The sequence below is a fragment of the Candidatus Abawacabacteria bacterium genome (genome assembly GCA_016207805.1).
GTDB lineage: Bacteria > Patescibacteriota > Gracilibacteria > RBG-16-42-10 > RBG-16-42-10 > JACQZO01.
The window spans coordinates 30,876-46,884 of sequence record JACQZO010000011.1; the positions used below are offsets into that span (position 1 = coordinate 30,876).

Annotated in this window: 15 protein-coding genes; 13 read left to right on the plus strand and 2 right to left on the minus strand. The window is 36.8% G+C overall.

Features of this window, described 5'->3' with window-relative positions:
• Positions 1 to 7: 7 nt before the first annotated feature.
• The 13 genes from HY817_02980 to HY817_03040 all read left to right on the plus strand — a co-directional run bounded on the left by HY817_02980 (position 8) and on the right by HY817_03040 (position 13,673).
• Complete coding sequence (locus HY817_02980) at positions 8 to 709, plus strand: glycosyltransferase family 2 protein (protein ID MBI4836198.1); 702 nt, start codon at positions 8 to 10, stop codon at positions 707 to 709.
• 144 nt (positions 710 to 853) lie between these two features.
• On the plus strand, positions 854 to 1,210 hold the full coding sequence (locus HY817_02985) for a DUF2304 domain-containing protein (protein MBI4836199.1): 357 nt from the start codon (positions 854 to 856) through the stop codon (positions 1,208 to 1,210).
• Complete coding sequence (locus tag HY817_02990; GenBank protein MBI4836200.1) at positions 1,183 to 2,544, plus strand: hypothetical protein; 1,362 nt, start codon at positions 1,183 to 1,185, stop codon at positions 2,542 to 2,544. The genes HY817_02985 and HY817_02990 overlap by 28 nt, the downstream gene beginning before the upstream one ends.
• Entirely contained in the window at positions 2,541 to 3,659 is a 1,119-nt protein-coding gene (locus HY817_02995) for a glycosyltransferase family 4 protein (GenBank protein ID MBI4836201.1), read from the plus strand. The genes HY817_02990 and HY817_02995 overlap by 4 nt, the downstream gene beginning before the upstream one ends.
• 1 nt (position 3,660) lies before the next feature.
• Positions 3,661 to 4,776, plus strand: coding sequence for a glycosyltransferase family 4 protein (locus HY817_03000; protein ID MBI4836202.1), 1,116 nt, complete (start codon positions 3,661 to 3,663; stop codon positions 4,774 to 4,776).
• The gene (locus tag HY817_03005; protein MBI4836203.1) at positions 4,763 to 5,524 is read left to right on the plus strand and encodes an ABC transporter permease; all 762 of its coding nucleotides are present in this window, start codon (positions 4,763 to 4,765) and stop codon (positions 5,522 to 5,524) included. Before HY817_03000 ends, HY817_03005 begins: the two co-directional genes overlap by 14 nt.
• Before the next feature lie 5 nt (positions 5,525 to 5,529).
• Positions 5,530 to 6,780, plus strand: coding sequence for an ABC transporter ATP-binding protein (locus HY817_03010; GenBank protein ID MBI4836204.1), 1,251 nt, complete (start codon positions 5,530 to 5,532; stop codon positions 6,778 to 6,780).
• A 5-nt stretch (positions 6,781 to 6,785) separates the two neighbouring features.
• Positions 6,786 to 7,544: an FkbM family methyltransferase gene (locus tag HY817_03015; GenBank protein ID MBI4836205.1), complete on the plus strand. Its 759-nt coding sequence runs from the start codon at positions 6,786 to 6,788 to the stop codon at positions 7,542 to 7,544.
• Between the two features lie 82 nt (positions 7,545 to 7,626).
• Positions 7,627 to 8,553 carry a GDP-mannose 4,6-dehydratase gene (locus HY817_03020; GenBank protein MBI4836206.1) on the plus strand — a complete coding sequence of 309 codons (927 nt, stop codon included), beginning with the start codon at positions 7,627 to 7,629 and terminating at the stop codon, positions 8,551 to 8,553.
• A gap of 2 nt (positions 8,554 to 8,555) precedes the next feature.
• Entirely contained in the window at positions 8,556 to 9,593 is a 1,038-nt protein-coding gene (gmd, locus tag HY817_03025; GenBank protein ID MBI4836207.1) for a GDP-mannose 4,6-dehydratase, read from the plus strand.
• Positions 9,590 to 10,471: a methyltransferase domain-containing protein gene (locus HY817_03030; GenBank protein ID MBI4836208.1), complete on the plus strand. Its 882-nt coding sequence runs from the start codon at positions 9,590 to 9,592 to the stop codon at positions 10,469 to 10,471. Before gmd ends, HY817_03030 begins: the two co-directional genes overlap by 4 nt.
• A gap of 2 nt (positions 10,472 to 10,473) precedes the next feature.
• On the plus strand, positions 10,474 to 12,528 hold the full coding sequence (locus HY817_03035) for a glycosyltransferase (GenBank protein MBI4836209.1): 2,055 nt from the start codon (positions 10,474 to 10,476) through the stop codon (positions 12,526 to 12,528).
• Positions 12,528 to 13,673, plus strand: coding sequence for a glycosyltransferase family 4 protein (locus tag HY817_03040; GenBank protein MBI4836210.1), 1,146 nt, complete (start codon positions 12,528 to 12,530; stop codon positions 13,671 to 13,673). The genes HY817_03035 and HY817_03040 overlap by 1 nt, the downstream gene beginning before the upstream one ends.
• Here the strand turns inward: HY817_03040 and HY817_03045 are convergent.
• Positions 13,665 to 14,618 (minus strand): GDP-L-fucose synthase, encoded by a 954-nt coding sequence (locus HY817_03045; GenBank protein MBI4836211.1) that lies wholly within the window; start codon positions 14,616 to 14,618, stop codon positions 13,665 to 13,667. The two genes, HY817_03040 and HY817_03045, sit on opposite strands and share 9 nt — an antisense overlap.
• Positions 14,619 to 14,707: 89 nt before the next feature.
• Positions 14,708 to 15,634, minus strand: a complete 927-nt coding sequence (locus tag HY817_03050; GenBank protein MBI4836212.1) for a hypothetical protein — start codon at positions 15,632 to 15,634, stop codon at positions 14,708 to 14,710.
• Between the last annotated feature and the right edge of the window lie 375 nt (positions 15,635 to 16,009).

Genomic DNA, 16,009 nt, shown 5'->3' on the forward strand with positions numbered 1-16,009 from the left:
ATTACTAATGGAAGGAACAGATGCTATTAATACGGAGCTTAATGCGGTGGTTTTGCCGGCATTAAATGAAGCTGGCCATATTCAGTCCTTGATTCAAAAATTAAAAAGCAAAGGATATGTAGTTATTGTAGTAGATGATGGCAGCACAGATAATACTCAAGAAATAGCGGAAAAGGCTGGTGCTATTGTCTTGCGCCATGCCGTTAATTGTGGGGCTGGAGCGGCAACCCAGACCGGCCTTACGTATGCTTATCAATGTACTAAAGCTCCCTATGTAATCACTTGTGATGCTGATGGGCAGCATGAAGTAGCTGATATTGATACTTTGGTGAGTTTTATTGAAGAACAAAAAAAAGACGTAGTATTTGGTAGTAGGTTTTTACAGGAAAATCATGTGCCGCTTTTGCGCCGTCTAGCTAATATGGTTGGTAATGTGATCACCTTTGCCCTGTCAGGTATTTATCTTTCTGATAGTCAATCAGGACTAAAGGTATTCTCACGAAAGGCGCTACAGTATATCAATATTACCGCTAATGGCTTTGAATTTTGTAGTGAAATAATTCGTGAAGTTTCAGAAAGTAATCTTTCTTATGCAGAATATCCCATTCATGTTTATTATTCCAAAGAAACCTTATCTAAGGGACAAAATCTTTCTACGGGTTTTGTAACAGTATTTAAACTAATTGTGAGAAGTCTTATGAGAAGGTAGGGAAGTCTAAAATCTAAAATCTAAATTTGCTAAGCATCTCAATGTTAATGAGAAGTCCCAGTATTTGCTAATTTCGTCCATCATTTGTAATTTGTATGGGTTCGGCTATCGCTCACCACAAGATTTGTAATTTGTAATTCTTCCATGGAGTTCTCTCTCATCAATCTTATTGCGCCCCTCTTTGCGCTAATTATGATTGCCAATGGCATCTCTTATTTTCGTAGAGACCAAAGAACTTGGCGAGAATTACTTACCTGGACTTTTATTTGGGGAGGTTTTGGCTTCTTGGGTGCTTGGCCTGGATCAGTAGATCGTTTGTCAGGTTTTTTGGGTATTAAGTCTGGATTAAATGTCCTGATTTTTTCTGCCATCGTAATTTTATTTTATATTGTTTTTCAACTGATTACCGCGTATGAAAATTTAGAAATGCGATTGACTAAAGTAATTAGGGAACAGGCGCTAAAGGATGCCAAATGCTTGCTAGAACAGACCAAGGAGTAAGTATATCTAGGGCTACAGCAATTCATATTGGTTTGGCAATACTCTTTTTTCTATTGCTGGTCCGAATTATTATTTGGCCACATCCTTTGGGCTTAGCTGACAATCATGATTATTGGCGATTAATGAACCCTATGGGTTTTGTGTACCTAGCTCAAGACCAGGATAATTTTTATAGCTATCTCAATTTGCTCTTTCTTAAAACTGGTCAATGGCATGGGACTCTGATCAGTTCTGGTCTACTTTTTGTGTTCCTTGCATATAGTTTCACTCAGATGCTCGAAACTTCTTTTTTCCCTTTATTATTATTGGGAACAATACACAGCTTCTTTTATAGTGTGGTGTATTACTTTTTTATCAAAAATAGTTTTATAAAAAAGTGGCTAGCTTTAGTGGTTTTTTTCGCAATTACTACTATCACCTTGTCGGATACACTTTTCACCGCATATTTTAACTCTTTTTATCAGGAAAGTGCTGGCTTCATTTGTTTCTTAGGATTTGTGGCTGTTTTTCAGGCAAGGCGTGGGCACTTTTGGTTTGAACTGCTACTTGTTTCTCTATTAGCTTTGACTAAAGTCGCTAATCTATTATTTGTGCTACTTTTTCTTCCTTTACTCTGGAAATATAAGGGGATGGAGCACTTTAAATCCCGAGTGATAGTAATGGTATGTTTTTGTATCGCGATTCTATTTCAACAAATAATTAATCAAAACATTCGTGAAAGCCCTAATATATTTAACAGTTTTTTTAAAGGGTTGGTGACCGAAAGTAATTATACTCAGGTTTTAGTGGACTTTTCCTTAGCTGATACTCGTTATGTTGCTTTCGTTGGTAAGGACTTTTGGGCTGCAGAAATAGAGAAATCACCACTCAAAGAAGAGTTTTTTAGCAAAGTAAATCACACTAAAATACTCGTTTATTACCTTACCCATCCGCGATTGCTCTTAAATAATAGCGCGCATGCGTTTCGCTTATTACAGAGCAGTGCTAGACCAGATAATTTAGGCAATCGTACCAAAGAGTTTTCTGAACAGCTGGTTATTGATTTTAGTATCGCTGCTATTTGGCAAAGAGTTTTTCCCTATGCTCTTTGGCCAGGATTTTTATTGAGTATAATTCAGGGAGTATATCTTTTAAAAAGAAAGAAGATTAAGCTCGATACAATTTTACTCATTATTTTACCTTTATTGCTTCCTTTACAGATTGCTTTAACCTTTTTGGGAGATGGGTGGCATGAATTTGCTAAACATAATGTTACCTTTTATTTCACTTTCACCCTTTGGTTTCTGCTTTCGCTACAGTTCTGGTATAAGCAGTTGGAACATAGAAAAATATGAAAATAGTGCTTATTGTGGATTATTATTATCCGGCAGTGGGCGGAGCAGAAACTTTGTACCAAAAGTTAGCCGAAAGTTTAGCTAAAGATCATCAAGTTGTGGTTATTACTCAGGAGGTTCATCAGGCTGCTTCTGAAGAAGTATACAACCGTGTGCATGTTTATCGTGTCAGTACTTGGCATAGAGCACTATTTCCCTATCAAGCTTTTTCTGTGGCTAAGAGGTTGGTAAAAGATGCTGATATTATTCAAGCCGCTACGTACAGTTCAGGCGTATTGGCAGCACGATTACGACCCTATACGAATGCAAAGGTACTTTTACTAGTGCATGAGTATCTCAATACTCGTTGGTTAAGATTTGGCTGCTATGGTTTACAAGCCTTTTTGTATGAAAAGTTTCTATTTCGTTATCGATATGATCATTATGTCACGGTATCCGAAAGCACCAAAAAACAATTGTTGCGGCTTGGTATTTATCCAAAACAAATAACTCATATCTATAATGGCATTGATAGCCAATTATTTCAGCCTCAAAAAGTGAATTGGGCGCTGAGAGAGCAATTAAATATTGGAAAAGAACAATTGGTTTGTCTATTCGCTGGTCGACCTGCGGTGACGAAAGGGGTATTTCTACTACTAGAGGCAATAAGAGAAGTGCAAAGATTAGAGAGCAAAGAACAAAGAACAGATCGGTGGAAGTTTGTGTTATTGTTGGCTAAAGAGCCTGCTAGACAAAGAAAAAAGGTAGAAAAGCTCATTCGTAGATATAATTTGCAGAATAGTGTTTTACTATTGGATTCAGTACCTCGAGTAGAGTTGCCTAGTTATTTTTCTATGGCTAATACCGTTGTAGTACCATCTTTATGTGAAGGCTTTGGATTTTTGGCGGCTGAAGTGTCAGCTATGAAAATTCCATTGATTGTGAGTCGTATAGATTCATTACCTGAAGTGGTAAGTGGCAAGGTGATTTTTATCGAGAAGCCAACATCAGCTGCTATAGTAGAATCACTTCATGCTGCTTTCCAAAAGCAATATATTTCTATTGCCCACAAATTGTTCTCTTGGGATGATACAGTGCATCAGTACCTAGAGTTATATCGATATTTAAGTAAGTAATATGCGTATAGCGATCATTGCCGATCCAGTGGATGAGCAATATGCCGGTGTCCATATCTATGTAAAAGAGGTAATCAAATCTCTGTTAAAAAACGATACCGAGAATACCTATGTGTTCGTGCATACTAGAGAAAATAGTTTTTTTGCTAATACTGAACATTACATCATCCCAAACTATCGCAATATTCCTGCCTATGCTAGTTTTAGGATTCTTTTTTTAGTACCGCGTTTACTAAAAACTCTCAAGCTTGATGCAGTATGGAATATGAATCACTCGGGTCCCTTCAACTTGCCCAAATATATTCTTCGTATCAATACTATTCTCGATCTTACCCCTGTGCTCTTACCTCAAGTTCACTTATCAATGAGTACCATTATTCACAAAATATTTTTGCCAATAATTGTGAAAAACAGTGATCTGCTACTTTGCTATTCAGATAATACGGTCAATGATTTGCTGCGTTTGTATCCTCGGGCCCAAGGTAAAACCGCAATGATTTATCTCGGTAAGGATCCGATGTTTGTGCCGACCAATGACTCCGCTGTATTACAAAAGTATGGTATTTATGAACCATATATACTTTATCTAGGGACTATCGAGCCGCGAAAAAATGTTGCTTGCTTGGTCGAAGCATACGAATTTTTGCGCCAAAGGACGAAGCTAAAGCACAAACTAGTTATTGCTGGTAAGAAGGGATGGAAATATGAGCCTATCATAGCAAAGATTATGAACTCTCCGTTCAAAGAAGATATTTTGGTGACAGATTATGTAAGTAGGGAAGACATGCCAGCGCTTTATACAGGAGCTGCTGTATTTGTTTTCCCTAGTATTTATGAAGGTTTTGGTTTGCCGCTTCTAGAAGCTATGGCATGCGGAACTGCTTGTGTCAGTTCTAACGCATCAAGTTTGCCGGAAGTGGGTGGGGATGCTGTGCTCTATTTTGACCCCACTAAATCAGAGCAATTGAGTGTGGCTTTGCAAAATGTGCTCTCGAATCAAGCAATAAAAAGCGATTTACAAAAGAAAGCTTTATTGCAAGCAACATTGTTCTCTTGGGATGAGTATGCTAAAAAAGTTATGCCTTTGTTCGCTAATTTAGCCAATGAAAAAAAATAGCTTTTGGCAATTATTATGGGTAATCGCGGCTAATGATTTTAAGCTGCGTTATTATGGTTCTTATTTGGGTTACTTATGGTCTTTGCTTAAACCATTGTCGCTCTTTGGAGTAATGTGGTTTGTATTTTCTACTTTTGTCCGTTGGGATATTCCTAATTATCAGCTTTATTTGCTACTGGGTATTATGATTTGGAATTTTTTTACTGAATCTACTACTATGGGTTTAGGCTCTTTGGCAAGTAAGATTGGCATTATCAAAAAAGTATATTTCCCTCGGATTATTGTTGTCTTAGCATCCACTGTTAGTGCCTTCATCGGCTTGTTTTTTAATCTCCTGGTCTTTTTGTTGTTTGCACTTTTTGCAGGATTATCCTTCACTACTTGTGTATTTTTATTCCCGTTATTATTGATACCATTGTATATTCTTACGGTAGGTATTTCTCTCACCTTGGCTGCTCTATATATTAAATTTCGAGATATTAATCAGATTTGGGAAGTTGTTGTCCAACTCGGTTTTTGGCTTTCCCCTATAGTTTATCCTTTGCATTTTGTTCCTGAAAAATATCAATTTTTCTTATTGCTCAATCCCATTACTGGTATTATTCAATATGCTCGGCTGCTGTTGGTGGAGGGAGCTTTGCCCAGTATGGCTGGATGGGTTTATATCTATATTGCTGCTCTAGTAGTTTTTGCCGTGGGTTTATTAACATTTTCTTACTTAGAACCTCGGGCTGCTGAAGAACTATAAATTTTATGAAAAACTTTAGAAAACTTGCTAAAAAGCAGAAAAAAAAGCTTGCGCCTCAAGAAGCTATTATTACAGTTCACAATTTAAGCAAAACTTTTATTGTGCCTGCAGAGAAACGTAATACGCTTAAAGATACTCTCTTTAATTTACACAGACGCAATCCAAAAAGAGTTTTTAAGGTCCTGGATAATGTTAGTTTTTCAGTCAAAAAGGGCGAATTTTTCGGGATTATTGGACGCAATGGTTCTGGTAAGTCGACACTTTTAAAAATATTGGCACAAATTTATAAGGCTGATTCAGGTAGTAACTTACATGTTAAAGGTAGAATCTCACCATTTTTAGAATTGGGCGTCGGTTTTACTCCTGAAATGACAGCACGAGAAAATGTTTATCTTAATGCGGCGATTTTGGGCCTTTCGAAAGCACAAATTGACGAGCGTTTTGATGCCATTATTCAGTTCGCAGAATTAGCAGAATTTGTTGATCAAAAGTTGAAATTTTTTTCTAGTGGTATGCAGGTTCGTTTAGCTTTTGCTGTAGCCATTCAGGCTGATAGCGATATTATTCTTCTAGATGAAGTCTTGGCAGTGGGAGATGCCAGCTTTCAACAAAAATGTTTTGATACCTTCCGTCAATTTCGCAAAGCAGGAAAGACAATCATTTTTGTTTCTCATGATTTAGAAGCTATTCGTCAGTTTTGCAATCGGGTGATTTATCTGAAAGATGGTAATATTGCAATGATAGGAGATCCCAACAAAGTAATCGAGCACTACCTTTATACCGATAAAGAAAGCTCTACTGAGAAAGTGGTCCAAAATAAGAAAAACAATGAATCTGTTGAGAAGAAGCTCTTGGTTGATATAGTTTCAGTAACTTTCATTGATAAATTTGGTCATGAGAATAGTACTTTTGTGAGTGGGGACGATATCATCGTAAAAGTGGGTATTCAGTCAGAAATAGAGGTGAAAGACCCCAATTTTGGCTTCATTATTTATGACGACAAAGACAATTATCTTTTTGGATCTAATACTGAGATAAAAAACACTCACTTGCCTAATCTTAAACCTGGCTATAATGAGGTTATTATTTGCTTAGCAAAAATTACCCTCCTTAAAGGCAAGTTCTTTCTTACTATGGCGATAGGGGATATGAAATATACTGTTACCCATGTATGGAAAGATAAAGCTTATTGTTTCTATGTAAATCCTGCTTCTAGAGTTTTGGGCATTTTTGATATGCCCTATAATTATAACTAAAGTTTATGGAGCAATATTCTACTAGTCAAAAATACAACTTCCATCTTTATTGGGATGATGATGATTCTTTTGTGGGAAGTTCAGTGGCTCGAGATGATTATGAGCCTTATGAAAGTGAGCTTTTTTTGGCATTTACGGCAGCGAATAGTGTAGTAATCGATGTCGGCGCTAATATTGGTTATTATGCCCTGCTGGCTGCACAAAAAATCATGCCCCAGATGGGTTTCGTATACGCTTTTGAACCAGAAAAAAGAAATTATGAGCTGTTACAAAAAAATATTGGCGCAAACAATATTGCAACGGTTGAACCACTAAAAATAGCCATAGCTGAGGACGATGGTTTGAAAGAGCTATTTTTGTCTAATCATAACAAAGGTGATCATCAATTGTATTTCTCGCCAGATAGAGAAATACAAACTGTAGAGTGTCTTCGTTTGGATACATTTATCCGTATGAAATCTTTGCAGCCAACTATTATCAAAATTGATGCTCAGGGATACGATTATTTTGTACTAAAAAGTGGTCAATCTTTTATTGATAATGCTACCAATCTGGTTGTCTTTACTGAATTTTGGGATCATGGCAACCGTCATGCTGGCGTAGATTCACGAGAATATTTTGATTATCTTAATAGGACATTCAAGCAAGTGCTTTACATTGATGAGCTAAAAAGAGATATTTATCCTGTTGATTTTGATTTTTTAGGTCCTGTGTTTGCTATGCATGATAATCATGGCCATGGTAACTTCCTTTGTATAAGGTGATAGTTTATCATTAATTTATAGTGATTGCGGGTTGATTTTTACACTCGCGCCATTAATAATGCTCTTGCTTTCCGGCTAAATTATGAAGGTTTTGGTTACTGGTGCCACCGGCTTTGTGGGAACGTACTTGGTTGATTTTCTCAAAAAAAATGGCCATCAAGTTTGGGGAATCGGAAGGCGCTCAACAAATCAAGTCGGAGTTTATTTAGGAGATATAACTGATAAGGATTTTGTTTCTCAGACTATCAGAACTATAAAGCCGGAATTAGTATTTCATTTGGCTGGTTATAGTTTGGTAAAGACAAGCTTTCAAGAGCCAGAACTAGTGCGTAAAATAAATGTAGAAGGCACAATAAATTTGCTGGATGTTTTGCAAGAGACGGTTCCTCTAGCACGCTTTTTGTATGTGTCTTCAGCAGTCGTATATGGAGCTCCTTCCAAGACGCCAATTACTGAGCTGCAAGAGACGCGACCCAGCTCTCCCTATGCCCAATCTCGAGTAGATACAGAGAAAGCATTGCTCAATTATCAGGTGCCTTGGATGATTGCTCGTAGTTTCAATCACACGGGTCCTGGGCAAACTAACGAATATGTTTTATCAGACTGGTGTCGTCAAGCAGCTGCGATTGAATTGGGAATGCAACCGCCGATGATAAGGGTGGGGAATGTTGAGTCAGTTCGGGACTTTTTAGATGTAAGAGACATTGTGAAAATCTATTATGAACTTCTTTTGAAAGGAGAAATGTATCAAACATATAATGTAGGTAGTGGTACTGGTTATAGGCTAGGTGATTTGCTCAACAGGATACTTTCATTTATAAATGTGCCTGTTGCTGTAGTAATTGATAATGATAAAGTGCGATTACAAGATACTACCTTATTAGTTGCGGATATTAGTAAAACATCTAATATCTTAAAGCTTTATAGTTCTGAATATTCTATCGAGCAGACATTGAAAGATATTTTAGAATATTGGCGCAGAAGTTTAAGAATTAATCCTACTTCCTAAGTATGAAAAAGGCACTTATTACAGGCATAACTGGTCAAGATGGCTCTTATTTGGCTGAATTGCTTTTACAAAAAGGTTATGAAGTTCATGGGATTATTCGTAGAGCTAGTACTTTTAATACCAGTCGAATTGATCATTTATATTGTAATCCTCAGATATATGGTGTGAACTTATTTCTACATTATGGAGATCTGGGTGATAGTAGTAATCTCTCCCGTCTTCTCGATAAATTACAACCTAATGAAATTTATCATTTAGGAGCCCAAAGTCATGTGCGTATTAGTTTTGATATTCCTGAGTATACAGGAGATGTTGTCGGTTTAGGTACATTGCGTATCTTGGATGCCATGCGTGAAACTGGTGTGCAAGCTAAATTTTATCAGGCTTCATCTTCAGAAATGTATGGCAAGGTACAAGAAATTCCCCAAACTGAGACCACGCCCTTTTATCCCCGATCTCCTTATGCCTGTGCTAAGCTTTACGCATATTGGATTACTAAGAATTACCGAGAAAGTTATAACATGTTTGCTTGTAATGGCATTTTGTTTAATCATGAATCTGAAAGAAGAGGTGAAACTTTTGTTACCCGGAAAATTACTAGAGGATTAGCGCGAATCAAGATGGGTCTCGATCAAACACTGCATTTGGGTAATCTCAATAGTATTCGAGATTGGGGCCATTCACAGGACTATGTAGAGGCGATGTGGTTAATGTTACAACAACCCAAAGCTGATGATTATGTTATTGCTACTGGTGAAACACATACGGTTAAAGAATTTGTCGAAGAAAGTGCTCAACTCATGGGTATGAGCTTAGTTTGGCAGGGCGAAGGTGTGGAAGAAAAGGGAATTGATAGTGTCACGGGAAAAGTAATTATTGAAATCGATCCTAAGTATTTTCGCCCAGCTGAAGTTGATCTCTTGGTTGGAGATTACACCAAAGCAAAAAATGAACTGGGGTGGAAACCTAAGATTGGTTTTAAAGAATTAGTTAGTTTGATGAGTCGACATGATTTAGAGTTATTAGGGTATAATTTATGATTTCAACGTACCGAAGACTCAAAGCATTTTTAGGCAAGTGTCGTACTTTTTTAGTACGTAGATCTGTGAATCAAGAAAATAGATTTAGAAGTATTGAAAATTTTCATTTATTTGTCAGTGAGGTAGTAAATTCAACTATCGAACAAATGGAAGAAGCTAATAACCGTTTACTTACTTTGGAAAAAAGTGTGAGTGAGCTCAAACAATTTAGTCACTTTTCTGAAGAGAAGCTGTTGTTACAAAACACCCTGGAACAATATCCTGCCATTAATTATTTCGAATTTGAAAATACTTTCCGTGGTGATGAGGCGTTGATCAAGGCTCGGCAATCAGTTTATTTGCAGTATTTCAAAGATCGTCATGCAGTTTTAGATATTGGCTGTGGTCGCGGTGAATTCTTAGAGTTGATGCGAGAAAATAGCATTGAAGCACAGGGGATAGATTTGGATAAAGATATGTGTGATTACTGTCAAAAGAAAGGTCTCAAAGTAAGTTGTGAGGATTTGTTTGTGTTTTTATTACGAAGTCCAGACAATTCTTTTGATGGGATTTTTTCTGCACAGGTGATTGAACATCTGGATTTTGAGCAATTACAAAGATTGATGTATTTACTACAAAAAAAATTGATGGTAGGAGCAAAGGCGGTGTTAGAAACAGTAAATCCACTTTGTCCAGTTGCGCATCAACATTTTTATATGGATTTGACACATATTAAGCCGCTCTTTCCTGATGTTGTTGCTTTTTTAGCTCAGTCCTTCTTTCTAAAAAAGCATGCTTTATTATTTCGCACACCAGTGATTCCCGATCTGCCGGAAGTCCAAAACGATATTTCTCAAGCACACCTTTATGGTGATTATGCTTTAGTTCTTGAGAAATAGCTATGCGCATAGGAATCAACCTTACACATCTCAATCCGGGGGTGAATGGTGGGATAGAACATTGTATTCGAGCATGGCTTCATTATTTTCCTATCATTGCTTCACAACATACTTATGTTGTTTTTGCCCATAGAAAGGTATTGGATACTTTGGATGCTATTGAGAAGTATGAAATTGTAGAAGTTCCTTATTGGTTAGAAAACTTACCGGCTGTTACCGCTTCTTTGGGAAAGCTCATTCCAGAAAGAGGAATAGATGTGTGGTGGAGTCCTTTGATGATTTTGGACCCGCTAAATTTGTCTATACCTAGTGCTTTTGTCCTAGCAGATTTACAGCATGAATATTATCCAAATTTCTTTTCTCCTGAAGAGCTTAGCTGGCGTAGAAAACAAATTGCGTTTTCCGCAGAGCATGCTGATTTAGTGATTACCATCTCAGAAGATGCAAAGAAAGATATTGTTAATTTTCTCAAAATTCCAGCTGACAAAGTAAGTGTTGCTTATCTCGATAGCGAGCCTTGGTTCAAAGAAGATCTGATAAAAGCAAAAAAATCTCTTGTTCGGGAAAAATATCACTTGCCTCCAAGATTCTTGTTTTATCCGGCAAATACCTGGCCTCATAAAAATCATATCAACTTGCTAAAGGCATTTAATTTATTAAAAAAAGTTTATTCTGATCTTTCATTGGTTTTCACCGGAGCTGCTAGTAATGCTCATGCCGATATTCAATCTTTTATAGATTCACATGGGCTGTCGGAAAAGGTTCATTATTTAGGACATATAGCTCGAGAGGATATGCCCTATATTTATAGTAATGCAGAAATGCTCGTTTTCCCCTCATTGTTTGAAGGTTTTGGTATTCCTCTCGTTGAAGCAATGCGTTCAGGTTGTCCTATAGTTGCTTCTTCAGTCACTAGTGTTCCCGAAATAGCAAAAGATGCTGCTTTGTATGTAGACCCGAAGAATCCCCTAGACATAGCAGAAAAGATCAGTCGTTTATTGGATAATGCTTCATTAAAACATGCTTTGTTGAGTAATGCGGCTGTGCAAGTTAAGAATTTTTCTTACGAGCAGTCTGCCAAAACGATAATTCAGAATTTGGAAAAAATTGCTACCGTTCACTGGCATGGGAAAGAAAATGCCACTTTAACAAGCACAGCAGAGATGCCTTTGGTTTCAATTATTACACCATCATATAATCAAGGAGAATTTATTGAAGAAACAATAAAAAGTGTGATGGAACAGACCTATAAAAATATCGAGTATATTATTGTGGATGGTGGTTCAAAAGACAATACGGTAGAGATAATTACTAAAATGGTTGCCCAATATCCTAATCGTATTCAATGGATATCAGAAAAGGACAAGGGACAATCTGATGCAATCAATAAAGGTTTGCGGAGAGCTCGCGGGGATATTGTCGCTTGGCTGAATTCAGATGATATCTATGACCTTGCTACAGTTGAGAAGGTTGTTAGTTTTTTTAAGAGTAACAAGGCTATATCCTTCGTTCATGGTCAAGGACTTCATATTGCCAAAGATGGCACTTTTTTAGAGCTCTATCCTTCAAAACCATGTGATTACAATACTCTCCATTATAGTTGCCCAATATGTCAACCCACTAGTTTTTGGCGGAGAGACATTTTGCTTACCGTTGGTTATTTGAACCCAACTCTGCATTTTGCCATGGACTATGAGTATTGGATTAGGATTAGTAAGCAATTTAAGATGGGTTTTATTCCTGATCATCTGGCCAGCACCCGTATATACGAGGCTACAAAAACTTCGAATCAACGTCACAAAGTGCATAGAGAAATATTGGAAGTGGTGAAAAGTAATTATTGTAGTGTTCATGCCAATTGGATCTATGCTTATGCACACACATATCCCGCTATTGCCAATAATGATCGAAAAAGCTTTTTGAAGAATCTTATTTTTGTGCATGCCCTAATCTGGTATTCTTCCATTAATTTTTTACGCTATAATCATTCAATCCCTTTAAGCAGTGTGAAGCTGTTTCTGGGGTGGTTGTGGGCAGCATTTACTAAGCGAAAGTAATGAAAATAGGTATTGATGTAAGTTTGGTACCGGGGAGTCGAGCGGGAGTAGGGACCTATGCTTATAATTTAGTGAAGTACCTTTCTCGTTTTCAATCCCCACATGAATACACCTTATTTCCCTTTTTTTATCATATCTATCATCCAGATTTCAAAATGACTGCGATTCCATTAGAACATAGGGAACAATTTCATTATAAATTTCAGCATTTACCAAAAGAATGGATAGATTATTTGTGGAATAATCCTCATATTGATCGAAAACCTCTTTTAGGTAATCTCGATCTCCTTCATTCTACCACCTTTTGTGTTCCATTAGATTTTACTGGCAAATTAGTGGTAACTATTTATGATGTGAGTTTCTACACTCATCCACAATATCATCAACAAGCTAATATCGATCATTGTTTAAAAGGTACTCTCGATGCGGTCGAGAAAGCGGATGTAATCATTGCGATATCGGAGCACACAAAAGTTGACTTAATGCGCTATTTCCAGTGTCCAGAAGAGCGGATCGTAGTGACGCCATTAGGATATGATAGAGATTTTTATTATCCCATCACTTCACCTAATGCAATTCAAATAGTACTTGAGCGATTGCAGATAAAATCCCCTTATATTTTTGCTTTAGGCACGGTGGAACCCCGAAAAAATATGGATGGTCTGATTATGGCTTATGACGCATTGCCGAGAGCTTTAAAAGACAAGTACAATTTAATTATTGGTGGAGGAAAGGGGTGGCTAGATAATAAAGTTTTTTCTCTTATTCAAGAAAGAAATTTGCAAGATAAAGTAAAGTTTCTAGGTTATGTTGAAGAAGATGATCTGCGGTATCTCTATAGTGGAGCCGCTTGCTTTGTATTTCCTAGTCACTATGAAGGTTTTGGCTTGCCACTTTTGCAGGCAATGGCCTGTTGCTGTCCTTGTATTACCGCTAATAATTCTTCTCTGTTGGAAGTTGCTGGGGATGCAGCATTGCTAGTTGATGCTGCTAATATCCCAAGTATTACTAATGCAATTCAGCAACTTTTAACCGACACCCACTTGGCTTCACAATTAAAGCAAAAAGGTTTAGCGCAAGCTCAGAAGTTTTCTTGGGAAGATTGTGCCCAGAAAACCTTGGATATTTATAATTCATTAAGCTAGGTTCTTTTTGTACCATTCGATGGTTGCGCGTAACCCATCTTTTAGACTAGTTCGGGCCACAAATCCAAATTCATTTTTTGCTCGTGAAGTATCTAGACAACGGCGTGGTTGACCATTTGGTTTGCTAGTATCCCAAATAATTTTGCCGGAAAAGCCTGTTAGTTCCACTATTATATTGACCAGATCTTTGATTGATATTTCTTGACCGGAGCCAATATTCACGGGTTCACCTTTTTCATATTTTAAGGTAGCGGCAACTATTGCTTCAGCGCAGTCTTGGGCATATACAAATTCTCTCGAAGCGGTTCCATCTCCCCATATGACAATTTGGTCTGTTTTATTTTTAATTGCATCTATACACTTCTTAATCAATGCCGGTATGACATGTGAGCTCTCAGGATTGAAATTGTCTCCAGGACCATATAAGTTCACAGGTAATAAATAAATACCATTAAAACCGTATTGTTGTCGGTAAGCTTGTAATTGTACCAATAGCATTTTTTTAGCTAGTCCATATGGTGCATTCGTTTCTTCAGGATAACCATCCCACAAACTCTGTTCCTGGAACGGTACTGGTGTGAATTTGGGATAAGCACAAATGGTGCCCAGGCAAACAAACTTTTTTACGCCGGCTCTATAGGCACTATCAATCAGGTGGGTACCCATTATAATATTGTCATAATACAGCATTGCGGGATTTTCTTTGTTGAAGCCAATGCCACCTACTTTTGCTGCAAGATGGATAACGACATCAATATTCTTTACCAATTCTTCACATATAGTTAATTTCCGTAAATCATGAGTGATTGATCGTGGAATGACAATATTACTTATTTCTACACCCTGGTGTTGTAACTCCTTATGGACGTATTGTCCTAAGAAACCATTGCTTCCTGTTAACAATATTCTTGTATTATTGCTATTCATTGAGTTTTTATTAAGCATTTATTCTTTAATATAATAAAACTATTTTTCAAAGTCTAATCTGACTTTTTGGAAAGAAGTTGTATATCTGCAGGATCCTTAATGTAAGGTCATATGCGCCATATAAAGCTTTGATAACTTTCTAGTATTGGAATTTTACAAGTCGATAAGAATTCCACTTTTTTATCTTCAACAGGAGATACTAAGATAATCATACTATAATTGTCTTTCCTCAGATTTTCACAAAGTTTTTGGTCTGAATTTGTGAGCCAACGATTAAGAATTTCAGCTCTTTGTATCTGCTGAAGATTAAATCTAGCTAAATTTCCTAATGCTATTGGATGTTTGTGGAATATTTGTAAAGCTAGTGCGTAGCCATCATTAATGTCAATTGGTACATTGAGGACCGGCCCTGATCGCAAAGGTGGAAAATTAGGAACAGGCAGGATGGGTAAGGCTGGTATTGGCGAATATACTTCAATAAGTGTCCATAATAAGATAAGTGTTTTGACTATATATGCGCTTCTTGTTGAGAAATGTGCTTTCAAGGTACTGCTAACTTTCTTTATTCCTTCAGCACTCAAGAGTGCTATACAAAAATACGAAATAACTACAAATCGTGCAGGGGTTCTAAATGCCTGAAATACTGGGACATAAGATAAAAGTGCATATGGCAGAGGGAAAAATGTTTCAAGACTGAATATTTTTAGGGTTGGTCCTAAACTAAGAATATAGAAAACAATTGTGGTTAAGCCCAAAAATGTTTGATATGTATGTCTTCTATATATAAATCCAACTATGGCAAATAGTAATAATGGAAATCCGACAAAAGATTCTTTACCTGAAACACCTTGAGAAATACGATCATTTAAATAAGCAAATATCTTTCCATAAGCGGGAGTAGTATCTGGAGATGGTATAAGTATACTGAATGCATTTGCAGAAAATACAGAAATACTTTCTCGTGAAGGTGGTAAAGTTTCATGATTAAGAAAGTTAATGAGAAAAGGGGCAATTATGCTGACAAAAACAATCATACAAAAAAATATTCTAGAAAGACCAATTTGGCTTAGGATTGTCTTTATATGCGCTTTTTGATCAGACTTTCTTACAACTAAAACTATCGATAAGTAAAATAATAATGAAAGTATGATGAATAAGAAGAATTCAGTAAAATATATTGAAACCCCGAGAGCAATACAAAATGAAAGTGCACGACGAAATGAGGGCTGCTTGCATAACCTTATTAATAGCCAGGCTGTCAAGGAAATAAAAAAACCTGATATATGATTTAGGTGCATCCAATGCAGCATGTAAAAGTTACAGAAACCATAACCAATTGCAGGAATTATGGCTTCAAACTTGGTATAATTTAGTTCTTTGATGGTTAAGTACGTAAAAAAACATAACAG